The following is a 19420-nucleotide window of genomic DNA, read 5'->3' as shown; positions in this document are numbered from 1 at the left end:
TTATCTATAGAGGTCATATATTGGGGAGGCGTGTCTGTTGAGGGAGATGAGTTAGATAAAATCTGAAAGATATTTACTAAAATAGTGAAGGCGATTTTAATTTTTTCATGGGAGATAATTGAGGCATTTTATAGTAATGCTGAGGAAAAGTAGCCTCTCAAAAAATTCCTGTTGTCAAGGAAGTTTGTTCTGTTATCAAAGTGATTTGATAGGCTTATAGTATAGATTTATGCTTTGTATCTTTGCTTATACAATGAAGGTTTATGAGAAAAGTTCTCCTTTCAATGAGCAATTATTTTTCTACTTACTTAGTTTATTCAAAAGATTATCTTTCATAAAAGAAGAAATAAGTTTTTAGTATCTTAATGCTTCATTGAAGTGAACTCATCACATTGAAAAATATCTATACAAAAAATTGGAGATAAAACGTCAGGTGCGTTTTATTGCTCTAGGGAGGGCTTGAACACTTTTGTTTTTTCTAGTGAACAAAAACAGATAGTTATTATGGGAACATTTAAAGGGGAGATAAGTTGAAATTAGGAGTGACGGATGGGATCATTATTGATTGACGTTAATAACGTCTCAAAAATATATCGCAACATTGACAGAGGAATTGGTTTTAAAAACAAGGTGGTTTCTCTCTTCAAGCCGGTTTATACAAATCATCATGTGTTAAAAGATATGAGTTTCACTCTCTTTTTAGGGCAATCATTAGCAATTCTTGGCCCTAACGGAGCGGGTAAATCAACACTGATTAAAATACTTTCTGGTATACAACATGCTGATGAGGGATGTATTAAAGTCCTTGGTGTTGATCCTTATAAAGCGAAGAAAGATCTATTCAAGTCTTTGGGTGTGGTCTTTGGTCACAAGAATTGTTTGTGGTGGGATTTACCTTTACGCTACAGTCTGGATATGGTTCAACCATTATATGGTCTTGAACGCGCTTCTTTTACTCGTGATCTTAAAGAGATCACTGAGTTGCTGGGTCTTGAGCATATTATGGATAAGCCAGTGCGGATGCTTAGTCTGGGTGAGAGAGTGAAAAGTGAATTGGCATTTAATCTCTCCTTTAGACCTAAACTGTTGTTTCTCGATGAGCCAAGTATTGGTCTTGATATTACATCTAAGCATGAAATCAGGGAGCTTCTTAAAAAACTGAAAAGGGAGCGCGGCACTGGGTATATCATCACGAGTCATGATATGGGAGATATTGATGGATACGTCGATGATATTATTCTCTTGCATAAGGGAAAGAAACAGTTTCATGGCAATCTTCAGGCGCTTAAAAATGTCATTCCTTCTTTGGTGAGAATGACACTTTTTTGTGAACACTTGGCTGCACCTTCAACTGTTGTAGAAAAAATTGATGAGATTGCGTTGAAATTATCTACTCCTTTAAAGGATAAGCACTTTAACACTGAAGAATGCTCGCTGGAGATTTCGCTGCCTCGTGAGGATTTTGCGCATTTTGTACGCGAAATTACAACCGAATTGAACTGTACGTTCTCTGTATCCACTCCCTCGCTTGAAGAGATGCTCCGTGTTAAATTTAAAGAATTTATCTAACCACTGCTTTGGCATGTTTCTTTTTGCCAAGAATGGATTACTCACTGTTCTAAGTGATAGAGCAATGTTTTTTACCGATATTATCATTGGGACACTTTCGCCATTTGTTATTCAACTTCTATTATGGAATGCACTTTTCTCTGATATGGGCAACACCATAAATGGCTTTAGCTTTCATGATATGATGTATTATTATGCTTTTGCTTTAGTCCTAGGACGCTTAAATAATGGTTATAATGTGATTAAGTTTTTCTCTCATCATGTTAAAGAAGGTCAATTAGAAGTATATCTTACAAAGCCCTTCAGTTATATGACACAAATGCTTTTTACTTTTTTAGGGGAGAGTGTATTATATAGCATCCCGTTATTGGCTCTTTTTGTTGTTAAGCTTGTTTCATCCTATGAAAACATTCTGGGATTGGTCATCGCTTTTCTATTCTTTTTTCTCATTGTTATTCTATCACAATTGCTTTGTTTTTTAATCTCTTTTGGAATTGCCTTATTAAGCTTTTGGGTGATTGAGTATAATATATTACTCTCTTTCAGTATTCTTAGTTCAGCGCTTCTTGGGGGTGTTCTTTTACCACCATCTTTTTGGCCGGTGTGGCTTATTCCGCTTATGCAATTTAATCCTTATCGTTTCGTGATCTCAGCTCCTGCCGAGTTTTTTGCGACGCAAAATTTAGCGTTGTTTCAGCAGTTTATTTTCGGAAGTTTTACTTATATTTTGTGTTTTTTATTCTTAATTTATATTGCTTGGAATAAAGGGATGAAAGCATATAATGGAGCGGGTGGTTGAGATGAAAATAATCCTTCATTTTATCAGTTTGAATATCCGCCGACAGATTGTTTATGGTAAGAATTTGGCTGGGGAGTTTATTCTTTCTCTATGCTATTATTTTATTCAATTCATATTTATTGATAGAATATCTTCTTTTTCAGGAAAGATCGGTAACTATAGCAGAGATGAAATCCATTTTATCTTTGTTGTCTTTGTTTTACTTGGAATATTTTTGAATATTTTTACTAATTCTATTGAAACGTTTTTTGAAAAAGTAGCGGATGGTAAAATTGAACCATACTTGATAAAGCCCGTTTCAATTTGGTTGTTGATGTTGTTTGGTTGGTGTAAACCTCTTAATCTGATCAAGCTCTTTGTTCTTTATGTTAGTGCCTATTTATTTGTATCATTACCGAATATATCCGATCTTAAGCTAAGATGGATCTCTTTTATTGTTGCAATATTTTGTGTTTTTATCGTCAATATTTGTTTTTTCATGATGTTTAATTTTGTAACATTTATTATTAGCCGTAAGATGCCTGTCGAATATTTTCATGAAATGATTTACGAGCTGTCATTTGTACCAATAGGCATTTATCCTTTAAGCATCGTAAAATGGCTTTTGTTTATGCTTCCTATGGCTTTTTCTGCTTCTTTGCCCGTTTCACTGTTATTTGGTAAAGGCGAATGGAATATTGGATATCTTCTGTTGAGCGCTTTTCTTTTTATTGCCATGACTTTCATGAGTTATAAGAAAACAATGCGTAAATTTAATGGATTAGGGGGATGATATAAAAGTCAGAAAGTTATAATCGTGGAAGACAATGAACTTTATTAAAATTATTCCGCGTTCTTGTAGAAACGAGTGGCTGTGAAATCGTTGAAATGTGTAATGTCCTTATGGCATTAGATTTGGCGCGTTCACCAAAAGTTATCTCTTATTGTATCTGATTTAGCTTTTTCAATCAAAGAGCTAAGCTGGAGTTTACGCTATTTTTTTTACTGGGACAGCTATTTCTTCTCAATTTATAATAATGCAAAATAATTTTATCAGAATATTTCAATAAAGTATTTTTTTGTTTTTTGTAAATTTTAAAAATATTTATCTTACTGTACTATACAAAAAAATAAAAACAATATGTGTAACTAAAAAACAACACATTAATATTTTTATAATGTAATAACATAGTAATATTTATGATAATAAAGCTAAAATTATAATAAAAACAATAAAATAATTCTAATTTAATACATTTTAGCATTAAATTGTATAATATAAAAACACAAATAAAACAATTGACAAACTTAAGATAAATATGTAACGGATATAATATAATATAAAAATAGCAATTAAAATAAAATTATTAATTAAAGTTTTGTATTATATTTTTATTATAAGAAGATAAATATACGTTATCGATAGATGATGTAATGTTTTATATTTAGAGGGGGGTAAAGAAAAATTTATTTTATTAAACATTGTAATAGGTGGTTATGATGAAAATATTTAAGCATTGTATAGTATGTGTGGTTGCAGTCGCTATTTTCTTTTCACAGGTTTTAGGAGCCAATGCCGATTCTTTAAATGGTAGATTTCAAAATGCTGGTTTCATTTCTGTAATGACACAGGAAAATAGAGTTATTAAAGCTGTTGATATGATTATTAGCCAATTTGGAGGACAAGGGGCTGAGAAAAATGTCCAAAAAGTCGCGGGTTTAATGGGGATGGAGGCAGCGATTTTTGGTTTAATCGCATATCTTGTATATTTCTTTACTAGAAAGCCACCGAGTCCTAGCAGAGAGACAGGTGGAAGAACATTCGATGCTTTTGCTCATAGTGCATGGGCTTTGAATTAAAAGATATTGTACTTGATTAACTTTGAATTATTCTTTTGTTGAATATTTCATATAACTAAACCGTGATATTTAATCATGGTTTAGTTATATTTTACTCTTAATGATGTTGATTAGTTTATCCTTAAGATATTTTTTTGGGTAAGGCAATATATGGCACATTAAATTTAACTAATCAGCTATTTTAAAGGTTACTTAAATTTTTCCCTCTTCAAAATACACATTTGAGCTAAGTTTGTGGTTGATATTTTTTTATGATGCGAATGTATTAATTGAGATATCCATGAACTTTGCATATCAACTCAAAAAATACAGGGGATCACAATCTTACGACTATTTGTGGGTTTCATTCTTATGAAATGAAAAAGCATAGTGATGAGTATTATAAATGTTTGCGTAAAAAGCTTTTATTGGAAGCTTCTAGTCTCTTTGTGGTTTACAATTCATTTTATCATTTTATCTTAAGCAAAGAGAATGTGGATTCATTTCTATTTCTCTATTTTATCTGAGAAGGGTGGAGTTATACGAATGTCAAAAAAAGTCATGATCGTGGAAGATAATGAGCTTAATATGAAGTTATTCCGTGATCTTGTAGAAGCGAGTGGTTATGAAACCGTTGAAACGCGTAATGGTCTTATGGCATTAGATTTGGCGCGTTCATCAATGCCATCTCTTATCCTTGTGGATATCCAGTTGCCAGAGGTCTCTGGAATAGATGTTATTAAACAATTAAAAGGAGATGAAGAACTAAGATCGATTCCCGTTGTTGCTGTAACAGCCTTTGCTATGAAAGGGGATGAAGAGCGAATTCGTGCCAGTGGATGTGAAGAATATATGTCAAAGCCTATTTCTGTCCCTCATTTTATCACAATGGTAAAGCATTTCTTGGACTAAATTTTGTTAAGTGATGATAGAAAAAGACATTGAAAAGCTTATGAGATAACTAAAGTTATATTACAGATATTTTTTGATCTACTTTTTTAGTTCTTGTTTAAGGAGAATCTGTTGTTTTGCATTCTTGTTTTCTTCTAACAGATATAAATTTGTCTCTACGAAAGGTCTGTTTTAGCAGTTAAAAAAAGCCCCGTTTTTGTCCGAGGCTTTATGCATTGTACAAAAAATGAAATTAACGCTTTGAGAATTGGAAAGAACGACGTGCTTTTGCTTTACCGTATTTTTTACGTTCAACAACACGACTATCACGGGTAAGAAAACCACCTTTTTTCAAGATTGAGCGAAGTTCTGGTTCGTAATACGTTAAAGCTTTGGAAATGCCATGGCGCACTGCACCGGCTTGTCCGGAAAGACCACCACCTGCAACGGTTGCAATAATATCAAACTGGGTATCCCTGTTTGTTGCAACAATTGGTTGACGAAGAATCATTCTAAGAACAGGACGAGCAAAATATTTGTCAAATTCCTTATTATTGATCGTGATTTTTCCAGAACCTGGTTTAATCCATACGCGTGCAACAGCGTCTTTACGCTTTCCTGTTGCATAAGCACGTCCTTGTGAATCAAGCTTTTGCACGTGGACAGGAACAACATTTTCATGTGTTTCTGTAATACTTGTTACTATGCTAAGCTCAGAAAGAGAATTAATTTCAGCCATAATCAAGCAATCCTTTTGTTTTTGCGGTTTAAAGCACCAACGTCAAGAGATTCAGGCTGTTGTGCTTCATGTGGATGTTGGCTTCCAGCGTAAACACGTAGATTCTTCAATTGACGGCGACCAAGGGGACCACGAGGAATCATGCGCTCTACCGCTTTTTCAATAACGCGTTCGGGAAAACGCCCCTCAAGAAGTTGACGTGCTGTACGTTGTTTGATTCCACCAATATAGCCGGTATGCCAATAATATTTTTTATCCGTATATTTTTTGCCAGTGAGAGCTATTTTATCTGCATTAATGACAATAACGTTGTCACCATCATCAACATGTGGAGTAAATGTAGCTTTATGTTTGCCACGTAAGCGGTTAGCAACAAATGTGGCAAGACGACCTAAAACAAGGTTTTCTGCGTCAATAATAACCCATTTTTTCACCACTTCAGTTGGCTTTTGTGAAAAAGTTGCCATAGAAGTATCCTTTATTAGAACCCTTTTAATATAAGGGAATTTTTACTGTTTTGCGTTGAAAATTGTTACCATAGCGAAATATTTAACGCATACACCTTACTCTGATATAATGTCTTTTGATTGACGTCAAGAGAAAATAAAAACTTTATAAAACAACATGTTATGATAAAGGTATTATAATACCTCATTAAAAGAAGTTTGTGGACAATTTAAACTTAAAATGAATGTTGCAAAAGACTATTTTATCTTTAACGTATGATTGTATTTTATCGTTCTCCATTATAAAATGAGCAATAATGCAGTGGTCTCGTTACTTTCTCAATGTTGAATCTTCTGCTTGTGGTCAAGCTTGGTTAGATGCCCTTGATGTCAAAGGGATAAATAATGCGCGTGCTATTTCTCAAAAATTTGGTTTTCCAGATCAGTTAGCTCGAGTACTTTCAGCAAGAGATGTGGATGAAGCTGAGGCTGTTGCTTTTATTAATCCAACATTACGTACGCTTATGCCTGATCCAGAAAGTTTTAGGGATATGCAATGCGCTGCAGAGCGCATTGTTAAGGCTCTTCTCAATCAAGAACAGGTTGCTGTTTTTGGTGATTATGATGTTGATGGTGCTTGTTCTTCGGCACTCATAGCGCGTTTTTTTCGTTATTTTGGTATTGAAGTCAAAATTTATATTCCTGATCGTATTGTTGAAGGCTATGGTCCGAATGAACAAGCAATGAGGATGCTTGTGCAAGAAGGTGCTCGGTTAATTATCACTGTTGATTGTGGCGCAAACAGTCCAGATGCGGTAAAAGCAGCGAGGCTTGCTGGTGCTGATGTTGTGATTTTAGATCATCATCAAATGTCAGAGATTCATCAAGAAGCCGTTGCTCTTGTCAATCCTAATCGCCCTGATGATTTTTCTAAACAGGGGCATTTATGTGCAGCGGGCGTTGTTTTTGTTACGTTAGCTTGGGTTCATCATTTACTGCGGAAAAAACAATTCCAAGGGCAGCTGCCTGATCTTTTAAGTCTGCTTGATCTTGTTGCATTGGCAACCATATGTGATGTCGTCCCATTACAGGGGGTTAATCGTGCTTTTGTGATAAAAGGGCTTCAAGTTGCTCGTTCTATGCATAATCCAGGAATAACAGCTTTAACAAAGGTTGCACGAATAGGGGAGCCGCTTAATAGTTTTCATTTAGGTTTTTTGTTAGGCCCTAGAATTAATGCAGGAGGGCGCATTGGTGATCAAGCTTTGGGAGCACGTTTGCTTAGCTGTGAGAATAAAGATGAAGCGGACAGAATAGCAGAACAATTAGATCAGCTTAATCAAGAACGCCAAGAAATGGAGAACATTCAATTAGCACAAGCGGAATCTTACATTGCTTCTCTTTATCAAGATCAAGAAATACCCTTGTCACTTGTAATTTCTCATAAAGAATGGCATCCGGGAATTATTGGTATTCTTGCTTCCCGTCTCAAAGAGCGTTTTTTTTGTCCTGTTTTTGCTATTGCTTTGAAAGAAGATGGAAATGGCGTAGGGTCGGGACGCTCAATTAATGGTATAGATTTAGGGGCACTCGTTCGTGAAGCTGTTACATTAAATTTATTAGAAAAGGGAGGGGGACATAGTATGGCCGCAGGAATTACAATTCAATCAACAAAAATTGAAATCTTTCGAAAATGGTTAGAAGAAAAAGTTTCTTTAAGGGTTTCTGAGTTGCATGCTAAAAAGTCTCTTAGTATAGATGGTTCTCTTTCTGCTTCTGGTGTTAATGAAGCACTGTTTGAGTTGCTTGAAAAAGCAGGGCCATTTGGGACAGGGAATGCAACACCTGTCTTTGTTCTTCCCTCTCATCGATTGGTGAATCTATCTGAAGTTGGTAAAGGACATCTTCGCCTCATTGTATCTAATGTTGAAGGAAAAAAACTGCAAGGAATAGCTTTTCGTGCTGTAGGGACATCTCTTGGTGATTTTCTTTTTGAAAATATTGGTGAAATGATTCATTTAGCTGGTCATCTTAGTTTGAATTATTGGAATGGAACGACCAATCCGCAACTGCGTGTGATTGACGCAGCCGCAGTGGTTTGAAAGGGATATTTTTTACATTAGATGTCTAGATTAGAAGCAAAAGTAGAATTTTCTTGTATGAAACGAAATCGTGCTTCTGGTTTTGTTCCCATGAGACTTTCTACAGTCTTTTTCGTTTCTTGCATTTCCACGGCATCAATAGAAACACGAAGCAATGTACGTTTTTGAGGATGCATAGTCGTTTCTTTAAGTTGTTCCGCGCGCATTTCACCCAGCCCTTTAAAACGCCCGATTTCGATTTTAGCTTTTCCAGTAAATTCAGTTTTGAGTAATTCATCCTTGTGAATGTCGTCACGAGCATAAGCAACTTTTCCTCCTTGCGATATTCTATAAAGGGGAGGGACGGCGAGATATAAATGTCCCTGATGAATAAGGTCAGGCATTTCTTGAAAGAAGAAGGTAATGAGCAGTGACGCAATATGAGCACCATCAACATCAGCATCTGTCATGATGATAATACGTTCATATCTGAGATCTTTTTCACGATACTTGGAGCGTGTTCCACATCCAAGAGCAAGGATAAGATCGCTAATTGTTTGGCTTGAGTTCATTTTTTCATGTGCAGCACTGGCGACATTTAAGATTTTACCACGAAGAGGTAAAATTGCTTGGTTTGCTCTATTTCTTGCTTGTTTAGCAGATCCTCCTGCAGAATCCCCTTCAACAATGAATAGTTCAGCACCTACAGCATGGTTCTGGCTACAATCTGCAAGTTTACCGGGCAGACGTAATTTACGGACAGCAGTTTTTCGACTTATTTCTCTATCTTGGCGTCGTTTAACACGTTCTTCAGCACGTTCAATAACCCAATCGAGAAGTTTTGTTGCTTCTTGCGGGGAATTTGCTAACCAATGATCAAAAGGATCGCGGATTGCATTCTCAACGATACGCTGTGCTTCAATGGTCGCTAATCGATCTTTTGTTTGTCCAACAAATTCAGGGTTACTGATAAAGACTGAAAGTATTGCGGCTGTTGAAATCATAATATCGTCAGACGTAATAATTGTTGCGCGCTTGTTTCCTATTAACTCAGCGTAGGATTTCAATCCACGCAAAAGAGCTTGACGTAATCCTATTTCATGTGTTCCACCTTCTCCTGTAGGAATCGTATTGCAGTAAGATTGCACACAAGAATCACCACCATGCCACGCGATAGCCCATTCAACGGAGCCATGGCCATTATTTTGTTGTGTTTTGCCAGAAAAAATTTCTGATGTTACTCGATATTCATCTTTTAGTGACGAGAGTAAATAGTCTTTAAGCCCATTGGGGAAATGAAAAACAGCTTTTTCAGGAATATTTTCTGCGCCTTCAAGTATGACGGGATCACAAGTCCAGCGAATTTTTACGCCACCAAAAAGATAAGCTTTGGAGCATGCCATCTTATAGATTTTTTCTGGATCAAAAGCTGCGTTTTCACCAAAAATTTCACGATCAGGATGAAAACGAACGCGCGTACCACGACGATTATAAACATCTCCCAGATCTTCCAATCCAGATTGAGGAATGCCGCGTGAGAAACGTTGGCGGTAAAGTTTTCGTTCTCGTGCAACTTCAACTTCCATATCATCAGAAAGAGCATTGACAACAGAAATCCCTACCCCATGAAGTCCACCTGCAGTTTGATAAGCCTTTCCATCAAATTTTCCCCCTGAGTGGAGTTGTGTCATAATAACTTCAAGAGTAGATTTCTCAGGCATTTGAGGATGATTTTCGACAGGAATACCACGTCCATTATCTGTAACGGTTATATAACCGTTCCTATCTAATGAGACCTCAATAAAATCTGCATAACCCGCAACAGCTTCATCCATCGCGTTATCAATAATTTCGGCAAATAAATGATGAAGCGCTTTACTGTCTGTTCCACCAATATACATTCCAGGGCGTAAACGTACGGGCTCTAAACCCTCAAGCACTCGAATAGAGAGGGCATTATAGTCATCTTCTTGCGTATCTTTTGCGCTTTTTTTTGAAATCATCGCTTTTGATTTCATTGGAGACTGCAGAGTGTTTTCTTTTGTATTTACCCGAGATGGGGCTTTATTTAAAACACTAAAAAGATCCTTTTTGTTATCGCTCATAGCGTTTAACTATCTACCTCATAAAATAAAATATTTATTAAAACGATTTTATGCCTGTTTTTTATTTAAAAATCAATGCACTTAGGAAACATCAATTGTTGGACCGAAAATTTGTTCAAAGGCGTGTTTGAGAGCAATATCAATATCATGCATTGTTACAGGGTAACCTAGATCCAGAAAGCTTGTTACACCGTGGTTTTTAATTCCACAAGGAACAATTCCTGAATAATGGGCTAAATTAGGATTAACATTGATAGAAACTCCATGAAAACTTATCCATTTGCGCACTCGAATGCCAATAGCTGCAATTTTATCTTCGGAAGAAAGATCATTTTGTTTTGATGGGCAATGAGACTGTTTAACCCAGACACCAACTCGATCTTCTCTGCGTTCGCCTTTAATATTAAAGTTTGCAAGCATCTGTATGATCCATTCTTCTAATGCACTAATAAAAGCACGAATGTCTTGTTTTCGGCGTTTAAGATCAAGCATGATATAAGCAATACGCTGCCCTGGACCGTGATATGTGAATTCGCCTCCACGTCCTGCTTCATAAACAGGGAATAAATTAGGCGCCAAAAGATCTTTTTTATTTGCACTCGTCCCTGCTGTATAAAGGGAAGGGTGCTCAAGAAGCCAAACCTGTTCATGCGCGGTTTTTGCAAGAATTTTTTCTACACGTTCTTGCATATAACGCAGAGCTTCAGGATACTCAACTAGATGATTACTTATCTTCCATTCAACGGGTGGATTTCCTAGAATTGCATTAAAATGATATGATAAGTTATTACGATCCGTATGTTTTAATTCAAATGTCATTGGTAATATTTATCTTGATGTTTGAGTTTGTATTATAATCAGAAAAATAAAAAAAGAACAGGATTAAGAGATAGTTTATAAGAAGTGCAATGAATTTTATTAAAAAAATCGTTATGCTCGTTTTACCATCTTCCTGTTGCACCGCCACCACCTGATGATCCACCACCACCTCTGAATCCTCCTCCCCCTGAAGGTCCGCCAAAGATTCCACCAGAACCTCTACCGCTCGCATTTAAGTTTAAAAACCAAGGTGTGAAGACAATACCCAGCCAAAGATACTTTCGTGGACCTATTTTTTTACCAAAAATCATAGCAAGAATGGGCAAACAAATGACTATAAAGAGAATGAGAAACGTGATTGTATTTGTAATCATTTCTTCTTTTTCAGCTTGTTTGCGTTGTTCTTCAACAGCTTTAGCTTTTTGATTGATTCGAAAAGAAAAATCAGCATCACTTTGTGTGATCACTTTGATAATTGCGTGAACGGATTCGACAATTCCTTTTTGATAATTTCCTTCACGAAAATTAGGAATCATGAAGCTATTAATAATGACAGAGGAAATGGCATCTGTTAGTTCTCCTTCCAGACCGTAGCCTACCTCAATACGTGCTTTGCGTTCATTTGGTGCAATGACGATTAATATGCCGTTATTGATTTGTTTTTGACCTAATCTCCATGTACGAAAAAGAGAATTGCTGTATGTCTCTATATCATTGCCCGAAAGAGTAGGGAGCGTCACAAGAACGATTTGATCTCCTGTTTTCTCTTCGAGTGTAGCTAGCTTTTCCGTTAAATTTCTTTGTGTTGCATGATCAAGTAAATGAGCCATATCGTTGATATAGCCGGTTAAGGGAGGAAACTTAGTGTGTGCGTAAGTGACATTCCCCAATGCAATGATCAAATATAGAATACTCAAAGGAACCCATAAACGTAGAAAAATACGACGTTGTATAGAGTGTTGAAATATTTTCATTAATTAAAATTAACCTTTGGTGTTTGTTGGCTATCAGTATCGATGGTAAAAGTAGGCATAGGTTTAGCATCACGAAACCATAGCTTTGCCCAAATCATCGTCGGCATTGTTTTGAGAGCAGTATTGTAAGCACGTACTGTTTCAATATAATCGCGGCGCGCAACGGAAATTCGGTTTTCTGTTCCTTCTAATTGTGATTGAAGAGCAAGAAAGTTCTGGTTTGCTTTAAGATCCGGATAGTTTTCGACAACAGCCATAAGCCGCGAAAGGGCACTTGATAAATTTGCTTGATTTTTGAGATATTGCTGCATAACTTCTGGATTATTCAACATATCTGCATTAATGTTGACTTGCGTTGCTTTGGCACGTGCCTCAATTACATTTGTGAAAACGCTTTGTTCATGAGCTGCGTAAGCTTTAACTGTTTCTACAAGATTGGGGATGAGATCTGTACGACGTTGATATTGATTGAGCACTTCACTCCATGCTGCATGTGCTTTTTCTTCATTTGTTGGTATCGTATTAAATCCGCACCCACTTAAAAATGGCACTAACCATGCCAAAAAAATCACGATTGAAAATTGTTTTAATATTTTAAACATTGAAGAAGTTTGTACATTTAACATAAAGATGTCTCCACAGATATTTTATGTATTATATAGGGTTTATCTTCTTGCTGGAAAGTATTTTGAATTTTATCAACAGGCATATTTATCAATAAACTGACACCTCTATGCGTTTTAGGAACGCTTAAGTGACTTGTTGATATTAAAATAATAGCGGTAATATAGAGGTCATCTTATAAAAGATCAATGATATTCATATAAATTATTATTACAGGAAAATATATTATTTTTATAGTATTTTTGTTTCAAAACATGCATATAATAATTGGGAAAGGGGAAAATCCTGTGATAGAAAGTGTTCAACGGCAAAGTGAAAAGTTTGATGGATTGGCTAATGATTATGATCGTTATCGTCCTCGCTACCCCCTAACTTTATTTAAAACCATGCTCCATCCTTTTAAGAACAAAAAGCATTTGTCCATTGTGGATGTGGGGGCTGGGACAGGTATCGCACTAGAGGGAGTTGTTAATTTTTTAGGAAATGAGCACCAATATCATGCTATCGATGTATCGGCAGATATGATTAAGAAGGGGCGAAGAAAATTTCCTACGGTGCAGTGGTATCAGGGGCGTGCCGAAGACCTATTGCCTCAAATTGGTGAGGTCGATCTTGTCATTGCAGCGCAAGCGTTTCAGTGGATGGATCGTCCTAAGTTGCTTTGTTCTGTTTCAGATCAACTTCGAGTCAATGGTGTCATGGCTGTTATTCAAAATAATCGTGATTTCAAGCATAGTGAATTTCTAGAGGCTTATGAGACATTGTTAGAGAAAATGAGTCCGAACTATTCCCGGTATTATCGTAATTTTGATTTTTTACAGGAAATGAGTGATGGCTTTGGGGTAGATCCAGAAAAGATTTTTTTCCATACGCACAATTGGACGATGATGATCCCATCTGAAGCTTTTATTGGAATGAGCCGCTCTTCAACGCAAGCGCAACGTGCTATTGCTTGCTATGGGGAAGAATATTTGCGGCAATTGGTTGCATTGACAAAGAAATATGAAGTGCAAGGTAATTTGGAGCTTTTGTATCGAAGTGAGCTCTATATGTATGCAGGATAATCTGATATCGATGATTGCTTTTGCTCTTTTAGCACATCAGAGTAGGCGGTATTCAGGAGATTAACGTATTATTAAGGTAGATTTTGAGGGGGAGAGTTTTTTCTTCTTCAGCATTCAAATTGACATCTTATTACATATTACATCTTATTTTTATTGTTCACTTTATATGAGAGAGTTTTAAATAGAAAATTTATGAACTAAATTATAGCATCGGAGTGCTTTCTTTACTGTAGTTTAACAACAGATTATTTTATAAAAGGGGAAGAGGTAGATTGAATAGAAATATTTGATAATTCTTTGTTTTTACGCTTATTTCTTATTATTAAATGAGAGTTCTTAAATTTTGACAAAAATAACTGAAAAAATACAAAAATTATCATAATCAGAAATTTGCAGAAAAAGGGTAATGGCTTGGAAGAATCTTTAAAAAAACTAATTCTGAAATTATCTCTAAATTCAGATTCAATATAACAAAAAAGTAAAATATAAATATGTTATATGAAGCATTTCTCTTTTTAAATATATAATATAAAAACAATATGTTAATTAAATTTTTTGATATAAGAAAGCTTCTTTTATTTTTATTTTAAATAACGGGTTAGTTCGAGTCTTGTGTGGTTTTATTGAAGATGTACTTTTCAGGTTTCAATCTGGCGCTTTAAATACAATTTTAGAAGTGGTAAATAAGCTTAATTTCTTCTATGTTGTGATATGTTAAATAAGTTTTTTAATTTTCTATAGAGTTTAATTTTTGCAATCATGATAGATTGTGACAGCTATCTGTCTAAGATTTTTATAAGTTTAGTAGGAATAGCTTAATGATATATCCATATGATAAATTCATTGAGTCCTTCGTCTTTACGCTTCATACACAAGAACAAGTCTGCACCATCACACAGTTTATCATTTCCCAATGTTGCGACAGCCCTTGAGACGGTTCATAAGAGGGGTTTTAGTTCTTTTTTGTACAGTTTTATCCATACGCCAATCTCGCTTATGACGTTCAAGCGAATGGTTTTGATTAATTCAACATACACAGATTTAGAATGGGAGAATCTTAAGATGTTCGGATCTCTTATCAAATTCAATATAAATAATGCTAGATTATGATTATAAATTAATGCGTTATCTATTTTTGAAATCCATGACCTTGGTTGTGCTTGTCAATATTTCATTTATCGTCAACTATTCTACTTTTGGATAATGACTCCATCGTAAGGAATACCTTTAAGAAAGTATTCTCGTTTTAAAGAGTCGTTATAGTTTTTTTGTTTTATAGAAGGATCAATAATGCTAAACATTACGCTTTGATTAAAAAAGAAAGTAAATTATGACTATTATACTAAAACCAAGCGAGGTGACGCTTAGTGAACTTGAGGCTATTTATTTTAATGGTGAAGTGAGTAAACTTCATAATGATACGCATTTAGCTATCGAGAAAGGGGCTCAGCGCATTGCTGAAATTGCTGCTGGAAGTGAGCCTGTGTACGGTATTAATACTGGTTTTGGGAAGTTGGCTTCCATTAAAATTGATGCGGACGATGTCGCTGTTTTACAGAGAAATCTTATTTTGTCCCATTGTTGTGGGGTAGGAGAGCCTTTAGCTGAAAATATTGTGCGTTTGATAATGAGCTTAAAGCTTATCTCTTTAGGAAGAGGAGCTTCAGGAGTTCGTCTAGAATTGGTAAATTTGCTGGAAAATATGCTTGCAAAGGGCGTCATTCCTGTCATCCCTGAAAAAGGGTCTGTTGGTGCTTCAGGTGATCTAGCTCCACTTGCTCACATGGCGGCTGTTATGATGGGAGAAGGAGAAGCATTTTTTCAAAATATTCGTATGAGTGGAGCGGTTGCATTAGAGAAAGCGGGATTGTCCCCTATTATTTTAGAGGCAAAGGAAGGTCTAGCTCTTATTAATGGGACTCAAACATCAACAGCCCTTGCACTTGCCGGTCTTTTTCGAGCTTATCGGGCATTGTGTGGTGGATTGCTGGCAGGAGCTTTGACGACAGATGCCATTATGGGATCAACGGCGCCATTTCATCCTGATATCCATATTTTACGAGGACATTATGGGCAAATTGCCGTATCGAAAACATTAGAAAAGCTTGTAGAGGATTCAGAAATTCGTGCAGCACATTTACGGGGTGATGAGCGTGTACAAGATCCTTATTGTATACGTTGTCAGCCACAGGTCATGGGGGCATGTTTTGATATTTTGCTGGCAGCAGCAAAAACACTGATTATTGAAGCAAATGCTGTTACAGATAATCCATTGATTTTAAGGAATGGTGAAGTTGTATCAGGTGGGAATTTTCATGCTGAACCTGTAGCGTTTGCTGCTGATCAGATTGCTCTTGCTTTATGTGAAATAGGATCTATTTCTCAACGGCGTATTGCTCTTATGGTTGATCCAGCAGTTTCTTATGGACTTCCAGCTTTTTTAGCGCATAATGCGGGTCTTAATTCAGGTTTTATGATTGCTGAAGTAACAGCAGCAGCTTTAATGTCTGAAAATAAGCAAATGGCTTATCCTGCTTCCGTTGATTCAACACCAACTTCAGCCAATCAAGAAGATCATGTTTCAATGGCTTGCCATGGAGCTCGTCGGTTATTGCTAATGAGCGAAAATCTTTTTACACTTATTGGCATTGAAACGCTTGTTGCAGCACAAGGAATTGAATATCGTGCACCTTTAAAAACAAGTACTTTTTTGCAATCTGTTATGGAATGTTTACGCAAAAATGTTGCTTCTCTTAAGGAAGATCGCTATATGGCTCCAGATCTTCATCAAGCACATATACTTGTGCGTGAAGGGCACTTATTATCTGTTTTACCAGAAACAATTTTTCCTTCATTAAGTTTTCAATAATATTTATTTTAGGGACAATGATGAAGGGCGGATATTGAATTTTGAAACTTCCTCATATGAAAATATAGAAGATCAATACTATATTTAAATTATTTAATAAATTATGTATTTATTACTGTACATATATGTTGTTTGTAGCCAAATAAATATTTTGTTATTTTATAGTGATCTGGATTTATCATCATAATTTTATAAAAACTATAAATTTAAAATACATATACTTTCTGATTTCTATCAAATTTTTTAATATAAGTTAAATAATATCCACAAATTATATATTGTAATATTATATTTTATGTATTGTATTAAGTAAAAAAATTATTGTATATTATTCTTATTTTTTAATAATTTATGAATTTTATAGTTCATTTTTGATATTTTAAATAAAAAAGGAGAAAGAAATGGTTAAAAGTGCTAGATTATGTGTTTTAACAACAGTTCTTTTTTTCTCTCAAATTCTCGAGATTCATGCAAATTTTAGGAGAGGTGGCTTTCCAGAGGAAGTTTTCATTATGATAGTGGACCAAGAGAAAGAGCCTCTTATTTCAGCGAAAAACAAAAGTTTTATTGCTATCTCAGGGCAAACTTCTATAGGTAAGGAGAATGCTATCATCGGACCAACAGTCAAAGATGCTATTTTAACCGTATATTTTTTTCATTGGAAAGCTTGTAGTTAAGGCAGTTGGAGTCCTTAAAAGATGGGCTGTAGATACCCTTTCTCATACTTTTGAAAATTGGCGAGATTCGTATTATCATTGATTGAGCTGTTCAATTGGTGTAAAAGGTTTGTTTTCTGGACCCAAAGAGAGTTTACTTAAAGTAACAAAAAATTAATTGTACGCATAGTTAATGCGTTTGTTATGAATTTTTAGGCTTTTATTTCAGTGCACTGAAATAAAAGCCTAAAAGTTTAGATTACATTAAGGTTAATTTTCTCTGTAAAAAACTAGAGAATACGAAATGAATTAAATGACAATTACAAAAAAATTCATTATCACTTTATTTGAATAAAATAATACGAAATTGCAGGCTGTAAAAGCTAGATAGTTCGCAATAAAAGTATTTTTTCATTGTTTAGAGCAAAGTGTTGGACTGGCTGGTCTTCAATGTTTTTTGAAATATATTTGTGAAAGAAACATGAGGCTTTATTTCTCATAGAGCTATTATCGTGGTGTGGATTGTCAGCATTTCAATAAAGTAAGGAAAGAAATGGCAATAAATGAACTGAAAAGAGGGATGAGTAAGCGCCAAGTTATTTTTTTAGCTCTTGGCTCTGCTATTGGAACAGGTCTTTTTTATGGGTCTGCACAGGCAATTAAGCTTGCGGGTCCCAGTGTTTTGATTGCCTATTGTATTGCTGGTTTAGCTATTTTTATGGTTATGCGGGCTCTAGGAGAGATGATACTTCATAATCCATTACCTGGTTCTTTTGCTCGTTATGCGGCAAATTACATATCACCATTAGCAGGTTTTTTAACGGGATGGACATATGTATTTGAGATGATTCTTGTTGGTTTGGCTGATATTACAGCTTTTGCGACTTATATGGGGTTTTGGTATCCTGATGTTGCTCCTTGGGTATGGGCACTGAGTATTACATTAATCATTACAGGTATTAATTTAGCTGCTGTAGAAGTCTATGGTGAACTAGAGTTTTGGCTATCTTCTATTAAAGTTATCGCTATCATTGCAATGATTATTTTAGGAATAGCAATTATTTTTTTTGGGTGGGGTGAAGGTGCAGATTTTTCTACCGTTACTGTTCATAATTTATGGAAAAATGGTGGTATTTTTCCCAATGGTTGGTTTGGTTTTTTAGCTTGCTTTAGTGTTGTTGTTTTTGCTTTTGGTGGTATAGAAATCATTGGGATGGCAGTCATGGAAGTTCAAAACCCTCATCAAACAATTTCAAAGGCAATTAATTCTACTCCAGTTCGTATTTTGCTTTTTTATGTCATGACGTTAGCGATTTTAATGTCACTTTATCCTTGGAATGAGATTGGTCTTATGGACAGCCCTTTTGTATCCATTTTTGAAAATCTTGGGATTTCATATGCGGCAAATATCTTAAATATTGTTGTTGTTACAGCGGCTATTTCTGCAATGAATAGTGGAATGTATGGTGCTTGTCGCATGATACATGGTTTATCGCAGGAAGGTTATGCTTTAAAGAAGTTTCAATATTTATCAAAAAATGGTATACCGATTTTTGTTATTTTGATGATTTTCGGTATTTTTCTTCTTGGTGCTGTCCTTAATTATTTTTACCATGAAAAGCTTTTTTTTCTTATTGCTGCAATGGCAACATTTGCGACAGTTTTTGTTTGGATGATGATTCTACTTTCACAATTTTTTATGCGAATTAAGATGCCTAAAGAAGCACAGAATGGTTTAAAATTTCCAATTCCATTTTGGCCAATAGGATCGATTTTTTCTATTTTATTTATGGTTTTTATTTTTATTCTCTTATGGTATTTTGATGAGACACGGCCAATTTTAATTATAGGTTTTAGTTGGATTGTTTGGCTTGTTATTTGTTTCTATGCACTTAAACTTTATAATTTTAAGCAAAAGAAACAGCAATAAAATGTGAATAGAGATAAAACTCAAAACAAATAACTG

The 19420-nt window shown here is 35.2% G+C and carries 16 protein-coding genes; 10 read left to right on the top strand and 6 right to left on the bottom strand.

Going from position 1 to position 19420, the window contains the following annotated elements; translation table 11 throughout:
* Window positions 1–549 precede the first annotated feature (549 nt).
* The 5 genes from ACFIJR_RS07210 (at window position 550) to ACFIJR_RS07190 (ending at window position 5098) form a co-directional block, all read left to right on the top strand.
* Entirely contained in the window at window positions 550–1569 is a 1020-nt protein-coding gene (locus tag ACFIJR_RS07210; RefSeq protein ID WP_375626979.1) for an ATP-binding cassette domain-containing protein, read from the top strand.
* Between the two features lie 13 nt (window positions 1570–1582).
* On the top strand, window positions 1583–2368 hold the full coding sequence (locus ACFIJR_RS07205) for an ABC-2 family transporter protein (RefSeq protein WP_375653892.1): 786 nt from the start codon (window positions 1583–1585) through the stop codon (window positions 2366–2368).
* The gene (locus ACFIJR_RS07200; RefSeq protein WP_375651826.1) at window positions 2352–3140 is read left to right on the top strand and encodes an ABC-2 family transporter protein; all 789 of its coding nucleotides are present in this window, start codon (window positions 2352–2354) and stop codon (window positions 3138–3140) included. The genes ACFIJR_RS07205 and ACFIJR_RS07200 overlap by 17 nt, the downstream gene beginning before the upstream one ends.
* A gap of 707 nt (window positions 3141–3847) precedes the next feature.
* A complete protein-coding gene (locus ACFIJR_RS07195; RefSeq protein ID WP_375626025.1) occupies window positions 3848–4207 on the top strand; it encodes a hypothetical protein in 360 nt (119 codons plus the stop codon).
* A 525-nt stretch (window positions 4208–4732) separates the two neighbouring features.
* The gene (locus ACFIJR_RS07190) at window positions 4733–5098 is read left to right on the top strand and encodes a response regulator (protein ID WP_375626023.1); all 366 of its coding nucleotides are present in this window, start codon (window positions 4733–4735) and stop codon (window positions 5096–5098) included.
* 232 nt (window positions 5099–5330) lie between these two features.
* Here the strand turns inward: ACFIJR_RS07190 and rpsI are convergent, their stop codons facing one another.
* Window positions 5331–5816, bottom strand: a complete 486-nt coding sequence (gene rpsI / locus ACFIJR_RS07185; RefSeq protein ID WP_015856545.1) for a 30S ribosomal protein S9 — start codon at window positions 5814–5816, stop codon at window positions 5331–5333.
* Between the two features lie 2 nt (window positions 5817–5818).
* Window positions 5819–6283 carry a 50S ribosomal protein L13 gene (gene rplM, locus ACFIJR_RS07180; protein WP_015856544.1) on the bottom strand — a complete coding sequence of 155 codons (465 nt, stop codon included), beginning with the start codon at window positions 6281–6283 and terminating at the stop codon, window positions 5819–5821.
* 296 nt (window positions 6284–6579) lie between these two features.
* Between rplM and recJ the strand changes: the two genes are divergently transcribed.
* Window positions 6580–8364 carry a single-stranded-DNA-specific exonuclease RecJ gene (gene recJ / locus ACFIJR_RS07175; protein WP_375626021.1) on the top strand — a complete coding sequence of 595 codons (1785 nt, stop codon included), beginning with the start codon at window positions 6580–6582 and terminating at the stop codon, window positions 8362–8364.
* Between the two features lie 17 nt (window positions 8365–8381).
* Here recJ and parE read toward each other — a convergent pair whose 3' ends face one another.
* The 4 genes from parE to ACFIJR_RS07155 form a co-directional block, all read right to left on the bottom strand.
* Complete coding sequence (parE, locus tag ACFIJR_RS07170) at window positions 8382–10448, bottom strand: DNA topoisomerase IV subunit B (protein ID WP_375653890.1); 2067 nt, start codon at window positions 10446–10448, stop codon at window positions 8382–8384.
* Between the two features lie 81 nt (window positions 10449–10529).
* Window positions 10530–11267, bottom strand: coding sequence for a lipoyl(octanoyl) transferase LipB (lipB, locus tag ACFIJR_RS07165; protein ID WP_375626017.1), 738 nt, complete (start codon window positions 11265–11267; stop codon window positions 10530–10532).
* A gap of 122 nt (window positions 11268–11389) precedes the next feature.
* Window positions 11390–12241: a TPM domain-containing protein gene (locus ACFIJR_RS07160; RefSeq protein ID WP_375626015.1), complete on the bottom strand. Its 852-nt coding sequence runs from the start codon at window positions 12239–12241 to the stop codon at window positions 11390–11392.
* Window positions 12241–12867, bottom strand: a complete 627-nt coding sequence (locus ACFIJR_RS07155) for a LemA family protein (protein ID WP_015856539.1) — start codon at window positions 12865–12867, stop codon at window positions 12241–12243. The genes ACFIJR_RS07160 and ACFIJR_RS07155 overlap by 1 nt, the downstream gene beginning before the upstream one ends.
* A gap of 252 nt (window positions 12868–13119) precedes the next feature.
* Here ACFIJR_RS07155 and ACFIJR_RS07150 point away from each other — a divergent pair, with 252 nt between their 5' ends.
* The 4 genes from ACFIJR_RS07150 (at window position 13120) to ACFIJR_RS07135 (ending at window position 19384) form a co-directional block, all read left to right on the top strand.
* On the top strand, window positions 13120–13929 hold the full coding sequence (locus ACFIJR_RS07150) for a class I SAM-dependent methyltransferase (RefSeq protein WP_375626968.1): 810 nt from the start codon (window positions 13120–13122) through the stop codon (window positions 13927–13929).
* Between the two features lie 1330 nt (window positions 13930–15259).
* Window positions 15260–16798 (top strand): histidine ammonia-lyase, encoded by a 1539-nt coding sequence (gene hutH / locus ACFIJR_RS07145; RefSeq protein ID WP_375653889.1) that lies wholly within the window; start codon window positions 15260–15262, stop codon window positions 16796–16798.
* Between the two features lie 401 nt (window positions 16799–17199).
* On the top strand, window positions 17200–17475 hold the full coding sequence (locus ACFIJR_RS07140; protein WP_375653888.1) for a hypothetical protein: 276 nt from the start codon (window positions 17200–17202) through the stop codon (window positions 17473–17475).
* A 532-nt stretch (window positions 17476–18007) separates the two neighbouring features.
* Window positions 18008–19384 carry an amino acid permease gene (locus tag ACFIJR_RS07135; RefSeq protein WP_375626962.1) on the top strand — a complete coding sequence of 459 codons (1377 nt, stop codon included), beginning with the start codon at window positions 18008–18010 and terminating at the stop codon, window positions 19382–19384.
* Window positions 19385–19420: the final 36 nt, after the last annotated feature.

The sequence above is a fragment of the Bartonella sp. OD88NMGDW genome (genome assembly GCF_042193775.1).
GTDB lineage: Bacteria > Pseudomonadota > Alphaproteobacteria > Rhizobiales > Rhizobiaceae > Bartonella > Bartonella grahamii.
The sequence above is the reverse complement of the archived record's forward strand: the minus strand, read 5'-3'. Positions and strand labels throughout refer to the sequence as shown.